This is a genomic window from Gryllotalpicola sp. CP2-P1 (genome assembly GCF_057512245.1).
In genome coordinates this window covers 1-6,734 of the sequence record NZ_JBLRDT010000140.1, presented here as the reverse complement: position 1 = coordinate 6,734, position 6,734 = coordinate 1, and the positions used below count along the sequence as shown (strand labels likewise).

General features: G+C 70.7%; 7 protein-coding genes. 2 read left to right on the top strand and 5 right to left on the bottom strand.

Features of this window, described 5'->3' with window-relative positions; genetic code table 11:
- The 5 genes from ACM2XV_RS10920 to ACM2XV_RS10900 form a co-directional block, all read right to left on the bottom strand.
- A partial coding sequence (locus ACM2XV_RS10920; protein WP_487026944.1) for an amidohydrolase family protein occupies positions 1-945 on the bottom strand: 945 nt, incomplete at its 3' end.
- Positions 942-1,721: a nucleoside phosphorylase gene (locus ACM2XV_RS10915; protein ID WP_344773593.1), complete on the bottom strand. Its 780-nt coding sequence runs from the start codon at positions 1,719-1,721 to the stop codon at positions 942-944. The genes ACM2XV_RS10920 and ACM2XV_RS10915, both read right to left, overlap by 4 nt.
- A gap of 98 nt (positions 1,722-1,819) precedes the next feature.
- Positions 1,820-2,590, bottom strand: coding sequence for a pyrimidine reductase family protein (locus tag ACM2XV_RS10910; RefSeq protein ID WP_344773595.1), 771 nt, complete (start codon positions 2,588-2,590; stop codon positions 1,820-1,822).
- A gap of 41 nt (positions 2,591-2,631) precedes the next feature.
- On the bottom strand, positions 2,632-3,552 hold the full coding sequence (folP, locus tag ACM2XV_RS10905; protein WP_344773597.1) for a dihydropteroate synthase: 921 nt from the start codon (positions 3,550-3,552) through the stop codon (positions 2,632-2,634).
- Positions 3,549-4,793 (bottom strand): NAD(P)/FAD-dependent oxidoreductase, encoded by a 1,245-nt coding sequence (locus tag ACM2XV_RS10900; RefSeq protein WP_344773599.1) that lies wholly within the window; start codon positions 4,791-4,793, stop codon positions 3,549-3,551. Before ACM2XV_RS10900 ends, folP begins: the two co-directional genes overlap by 4 nt.
- 96 nt (positions 4,794-4,889) lie before the next feature.
- Between ACM2XV_RS10900 and ACM2XV_RS10895 the strand changes: the two genes are divergently transcribed.
- On the top strand, positions 4,890-5,582 hold the full coding sequence (locus ACM2XV_RS10895; protein WP_344773601.1) for a response regulator transcription factor: 693 nt from the start codon (positions 4,890-4,892) through the stop codon (positions 5,580-5,582).
- A gap of 70 nt (positions 5,583-5,652) precedes the next feature.
- A partial coding sequence (locus tag ACM2XV_RS10890) for a histidine kinase dimerization/phospho-acceptor domain-containing protein (RefSeq protein WP_487026943.1) occupies positions 5,653-6,734 on the top strand: 1,082 nt, incomplete at its 3' end.

Below are 6,734 nucleotides of genomic sequence, written 5' to 3'. Positions count from 1 at the left end.
GACGCCGGCGCGCAGCAACTGGCGCACCGGCGCGATGCCCGCCGCGAGGCGCGCGTTCGACGACGGGCAATGCGCGACCCCGGTGCCCGAGGACGCATAGCGCGCGATGTCATGGGCATCGAGGTGCACGCCGTGAGCGGTCCACACGTCGTCGCCGAGCCACCCGACCGATTCCAGATAGTCCGTCGGCCCCATGCCGAAGCGCTCGGCGCAGAACGCCGCCTCTTCGACGGTCTCGGACCCGTGCGTGTGCAGGCGCACGCCCAGCGACCGCGCCAGCGCGGCGCTCTCGCGCAGCAGCTCCGTCGTCACGCTGAACGGCGAGCACGGCGCGATCGCGAGCTGCACCATCGCTCCAGGCGAGGGGTCGTGATAGCGCGCCACCGCCTGCGCGGATGCCTCCAGCGCGGCATCCGTCTTCTCCACCGCGAAATCGGGCGGCAGGCCGCCGTCGCTCGCCCCGAGGTCCATCGAGCCGCGCGTCGCGTGCAGGCGCACCCCGACCTGCTGGGCCGCCGTGACGAGCGCGCCGACGTGGTCGCCGCTGCCCGCGGGGAACACATAGTGGTGGTCGGCGACCGTGGTGCACCCCGAGAGCGCGAGCGTCGCCAGCCCTGCGGCGGCACCGCGCCCGACGAGCTCGGCATCGATGCGCGCCCACAGCGGATAGAGCGCGACGAGCCAGTCGAAGAGGATGTCGTCCTGTGCGAGCCCGCGGGTGAGCCACTGGTAGAGGTGGTGGTGCGTGTTGACGAGGCCGGGGGTGACGAGACAGCCGCCGGCGTCGATGCGCTCGGCGTCGGCCACGATGGCCCGAGGCGCAGGGCCGGCGCCGACGGCGATGATGCGCGGGCCGTCGAAGGCGACGTGGCCGTGTGCGTATTCCGTGCCCGCGGCGTCGACCGTGGCGACGTAGCCGCCTTCGATGACCACGCGGCCGCTCACAGCTCGAGCTCCACGGCGGTCTCGAGGGCGGCCTCGATGCTGCGCAGCCAGCCCGCGTGCAGCAGATCGTGCGTGTCGCCGTACAGGCTCATTCCCGAGACCAGATTGCTTGAGCACGAGCACACCATGCCCGCCCGCAGCCCGCGCAGGCGGGCGACGACGAACAGCGCGGAGCTCTCCATCTCGACGTTGAGGATGCCGAGCCGATTGAGCTCGGAGATCCACTCGGGCGTCTCCGCGTAGAACGCGTCGTCGCTCGCGCTGATGCCCCGGTGCGACGCCGAGCCCGCGGCGAGCGCGATCCGCTCGCTGTGCCGGGCGAGCGCGAGGGTGAGCTCCGTGTCGGGCACGGCCGGGAATCCGGGGTGCGCGTAGGCGGCGGTGGTCCCGTCGTTGCGCAGCGTTCCCTCACTGACGAGCAGCTCCCCCGGCGCGACTCCCGGCTGCAGCGCGGCAGAGCTGCCGACGCGGATGAACGAGGTCACGCCCACCCGGGCGAGCTCCTCGACGGCGATCGCCGTCGACGGGCAGCCCATGCCCGTCGAGGTCGCCGTGATGCGGCGCCCCTTGTAGACCCCGACGATGGTGCGATGCTCGCGGTTGTGCGCGACGTCCACCACGTCGTCGAGGAACGACGCGATGAGCGGGATGCGGAAGGGGTCGCCCGGCAGCAGGGCGACGGTCGAGACCTCGCCGGGGGCGACCCCGATGTGGAATTGGCGGGCGTCGGCGCCCGCCGTGCTCTTGTCGACGACGTCGAGGGTCGATTCGGCCATCACGTGCTCCTTGTTCGAGGCTCTGGTCCCCGCCCTGGCGCTGCCGCTGCAGGCCATGGTGATAGGACACGCGTGCTTCGAAGGCTAAGGGTGCGCGGTTACGCCGGTGTTTCGTCTCTGACGTAGCGCAGCAGCAGCGTCGAGTCCGAGCGCAGCACCTGCGCGAGGCGCATGCCCTGCGGGTCCGAGGGCACCGCCCCGGTCACCCGGCCCGCGTCGCCGCCCTCGAGCGTCGCCGTCACCGTCAGACAGATCTCGTCGATCGCCCCGTCGGCGAGCATGAGACCGGCGAGCGTCGGCCCGCCCTCGCAGTGCACGCGCAGCAGGCCGCGCCGCTGGAACTCCTCGAGCAGGAACGACGACTCGACGAGGTCGACGCCGGCCACCACCACATCGGCGACCTCGCTGAGCGCCTGGAAGCGGTCGTCGGGGGCGTCGGCCGTCGTCAGCACGATGGGGCGCACGGGCGCCTCGGCGAAGATCGGCGAACTCGGGCCGAGGCCCAGCTCTGCCGAGACGATCGCGAAGACCGGCTGCGGCGTGCGCCCGTGGGCGACCCGCCAAGCGGCATCCTCGTCGGGCAGCCGCATCGCCCCGTAGCCCTCTTTGCGCACCGTGCCCGCCCCGACGAGCACGACATCGGCGAGCCGGCGCAGCAGATCGAACACGCGGTGATCGGCCGGGTCCTGCAGGCCTCCGCTCGTGCCATCGCGCGTCACGGCCCCGTCGATCGAGGCGACGAAGTTGAGCCGCACCCACGGCCTGCCGTCGGCGTGCACCGCCCCCTCGTCGTACCAGTCCAGCAGCTGCTGGTCGTCGGCGTCGGCCACTGCGGTCGGAGTCAGCCGGTCGATGCGCGCAGCCGTCACGCGTTCTCCTCTGCGTTCATGCGCGCGCCCTGCTGCCCGCGTCAGTCACGATTCACCTCGGACATGTTGTGCACCAGCCTTCCGGCCGGCGCCCGCCACCCCAGAATGGCCTCTGTCATGCGCACGGCGGCGACCGACTCGCGCACGTTGTGCATCCGCACGATGCGGGCACCCTGCGTGATCGCGACGACGGCTGCGGCGAGCGACCCCTCGACGCGCTCGCCCCGTGGGGCATCCAGCGCCTCGCCCACGAAGTCCTTGTTCGACACGGCCGCGAGCACCGGATAGCCGAGTTCGGCGAGCTCGGAGAGCCGCCGCGTCAGCTCGAGCGACTGCAGAGTGTTCTTGTTGAGGTCGTGGCCCGGGTCGACGATGAGGCGGTCGGGTGCCACGCCCGCGTCGATCGCATAGGCGACCCGCTCGGCCAGGAACGCGCCGACCTCGGCGACCACGTCGCCATAGCTCGGTCGGGCGAACTGCGTGCGCGGCCCGGCGCCGCGGGCGGCCGCCAGCGAGTGGGTGACGACCAGCGAAGCATCCGTCGCGGCCACGACGCGCGCCAGCTCGGGGTCGTGCAGCCCGGTGGTGTCGTTGATGACGTCGGCGCCCGCCTCGAGCGCCGCGCGGGCGACGCGCGCGTCGAAGGTGTCGACCGAGATCACGACGTCGCTCGCGGCCCGCACCGCGGCGATCACCGGCACGACGCGCCCGATCTCGTCGGCGGCGGCGAGCGCGGGGCCGGGGGCGAACGGCACTCCCCCGATGTCGACCCAGTCGGCCCCGGCATCCGCCGCGGCGACGCACGCGTCCACCGCGGCATCGAGCCCGAAGGTGCGGCCCTTGTCATAGAACGAGTCGGGCGTGCGGTTCACGACCGCCATCACGGCCACCTGGCGCGAGAAGTCGAAGGTGCGCGCGCCGATCCGGCGCACGGGGTCGCGCAGCGGCGGGCTGTAGATCATGCCTCGAGAATGGGCACGTTCGGGTCGGTCAGCCTTCCGACGTCGACCGTGCGACCGCTGCGGATGAGGGTCTGGATGTCGTCGGAGACATCCCACACGTTGACGTTCATGCCTGCCACGAGCCGCCCGCCCACGAGCCAGAACGCCACGAACTCGCGGCCGTCGACGTCGCCGCGGAACACGGGCTGCGTGTCGGCGGCGAGCGGTGCGTAGCCCGCGTACTCCATGCCGACGTCGTACTGATCGCTGTAGAAGTACGGCACGTCGTCGTAGGCCACGTCCTGCCCGAGCATCGACTTCGCGGCCGCCCGCCCGCTGCCGATCGCATTGGCCCAGTGCTCACTGCGGAAGCGCCGGTCGAGTGTCGGGTTCATCGGGTTGGCCACGTCGCCCGCCGCGTACACGAGCGGGTGCGAGGTGACGAGGGCGGCGGACGCCAGCACGCCGTCCTTCACGTCGAGGCCGGCGTCTTCCGCGATCTCGACGTTCGGCACGGCTCCCCGGCCCACGATCACGATGTCTGCGGGGATGACCTCGCCGTCGTTGTCGGTCTCGACGCCCGTGACCACCGGGCCGCCGGGGGCGTCGCTCGTCCTGAGCGCCCGCACCTCGCGCTGCAGCTTGAACTGCACGCCGCGGTCGCGGTGGATCGCGCCGTAAATGGTGCCGAGCTCGGGCCCGATGCCGCCGGAGAGCGGCACGGCGGCTCGTCCGATCACGGTGACGTCGTTCCCGTAGCCGCGTGCGGCCGCCGCCGTCTCCATGCCGATCCAGCCGGTGCCGAGCACGACGACCTTGCGGCCGCCCTCGCGCAGCGCGTCGCGCAGATCCTCGCTGTCGTCGAGCGTGCGCAGGTAGTAGACGCCGGATGCCTCACCCCCCGGCAGCTTGAGGGGGCGCGGCTTCGCGCCGGTCGCGATGAGCGCCTTCTCGAAGTCGATCGACGACGTCTCGTCGAGGATCACCTGGTTGTCGACCAGGTCGAGTTCGACGGCGAGGGTTCCGGTGAGCACGTGCACGTCGTGCTCGTGGTACCAGTCCCAGGGGTGCAGGTACGTCTCGGCAGGCTCTTTCGCCGGGTCGTTCAGGTAGTCCTTCGACAGCGGCGGCCGCAGGTAGGGCAGGTGGCGCTCGGAGCCGACGACCATGACGTCGCCGTCGTAGCCCTCATCGCGCAGCGTCTCCGCAGCGGTGGCCGCGGCCAGGCCGCCGCCGATGATCACGAAGCGCCGAGTGGTCATGCTCCGAGCCTATTCCGCCCAGGGCATGCGGTGCCCATACGCGGCGTTCAATCAGCTCCCTGGTGGAATCCAGGAAACCATCAGAGAATGGGGGACATGAACGCAGGACCTCGAATTCTGATCGTCGACGACGAGCCGAACATCCGCGATCTTCTGACCACCAGCCTCCGCTTCGCGGGCTTCGCCGTTCGAGCCGTCGCCAACGGCGCGCAGGCCATCTCGGCCGTGCTCGAAGAGGAGCCCGACCTCATCATCCTCGACGTCATGCTGCCCGACATGAACGGCTTCGGCGTCACCAAGCGCCTCCGCGGCGCGGGCTACACCGCGCCGATCCTCTTCCTCACCGCGAAAGACGACACGGAAGACAAGATCACCGGCCTCACCGTCGGCGGCGACGACTATGTCACCAAGCCGTTCAGCCTCGACGAGATCGTCGCGCGCATCAAGGCGATCCTGCGCCGCACCATGCAGGCCGACGACGACGCCATCATCCGCGCCGGCGAGCTCACGATGGACCAGGACACGCACGAGGTCTTCGTCGGCGATGTGCCGATCGAGCTCTCCCCCACCGAGTTCAAGCTCCTGCGCTACCTGATGCTCAACCCGAACCGCGTGCTGTCGAAGGCGCAGATCCTCGACCACGTCTGGGAGTACGACTTCAACGGCGACGCCGGCATCGTCGAGAGCTACATCTCGTACCTGCGCCGGAAGGTCGACGCGCACTCGAGCGAGCCGCTGATCCAGACGAAGCGCGGCTTCGGCTACATGCTGAAGGCGGGCAAGGCCTAGGGATGCCGCAGGGCGGGCATCCCCGCCCACGCAGGCCGACCCCAGTTAGCCGGAGTAGCTTTCGTCACCTATGCACCGGTCACTTCTTGCAGCGTGGAACGCCGTATCGCTGCGCACGAAGATCACGGGAGTGACCGTGCTGGTGCTGACCTTCGGCCTGCTGCTCACGGGTATCGGCACCACGCTGCTGTTCAAGCCCGTGCTGATCTCGCAGCTCGACCAGCAGCTCGAGGCGGCGTCGACCTCGTCGAGCATCAACGCCATGCTCGACAGCGAGTCGCAGGGCAATGACCAGGTCAGCCCCGACGGCGAGTCGAGCACCTACTTCCTCGCCATCTACGACGCCGACGGCAAGCTCCTGGGCTACAACTGGCGGTCCAAGGCGAGCTCGCTGCGGCCCGCCGTCAGCACGAGTCTCTCGAGCGAGCTCGCGAAGGCCTGCCACGCGGGCGACAGCTTCAACCTGGCCAGCAACGACGGCACCGTGCAATACCGTGCGCGCTGCGTGACGGTCAGCTACTCGGCCGACAATCAGCCCGGCTCGGCCATCGTCGCAACGTCGACGGGGTCGATCGACGTGCTGATGGCGGCGTACCTCACGATCTTCCTCGGCTTCGGCGTCATCGTGGTCGTGGTGGGCGCCGTGCTCACCCGCATGCTGGTCACCACCACCTTCGCGCCGCTGCGGCAGGTCGAGCGCACCGCGGCCGCGATCGCCGACGGCGACTTCAGCCAGCGCCTCGGCGGCGCCGAGCCGAACACCGAGGTCGGCCGCCTCAACCGCTCGCTCAACACGATGCTGTCGCGCATCGACCGCGCCTTCAAAGACCGCGCGCGGACCATCGAGCAGATGCGCCGCTTCGTGGGCGACGCCAGCCATGAGCTGCGCACCCCTCTCGTGTCCGTGCGCGGCTACGCCGAGCTGTACCGTATGGGCGCCCTGCAGGACGAGGCGGCCGTCGCCGGCGCCATGGAGCGCATCGAGAAAGAGGCGCTGCGCATGGGCGGCCTCGTCGAGGACCTGCTCGAACTGGCGCGCCTCGACGAGACGCGCCCCCTGCAGCTCGCGCAGGTCGACCTGCTGCCGCTCGCGTACGACGCGGCGATGGATGCCCGTGCCGCGCACCCCACGCGGCAGTTCGGCGTCCTCGT

Bases quoted from the DNA above. Each gene is read 5' to 3' on its own strand.
- ACM2XV_RS10915 (WP_344773593.1), bottom strand. From the start codon at position 1,721: ATGGCCGAATCGACCCTCGACGTCGTCGACAAGAGCACGGCGGGCGCC.
- ACM2XV_RS10895 (WP_344773601.1), top strand. From the start codon at position 4,890: ATGAACGCAGGACCTCGAATTCTGATCGTCGACGACGAGCCGAACATC.
- ACM2XV_RS10900 (WP_344773599.1), bottom strand. From the start codon at position 4,793: ATGACCACTCGGCGCTTCGTGATCATCGGCGGCGGCCTGGCCGCGGCC.
- folP (WP_344773597.1), bottom strand. From the start codon at position 3,552: ATGATCTACAGCCCGCCGCTGCGCGACCCCGTGCGCCGGATCGGCGCG.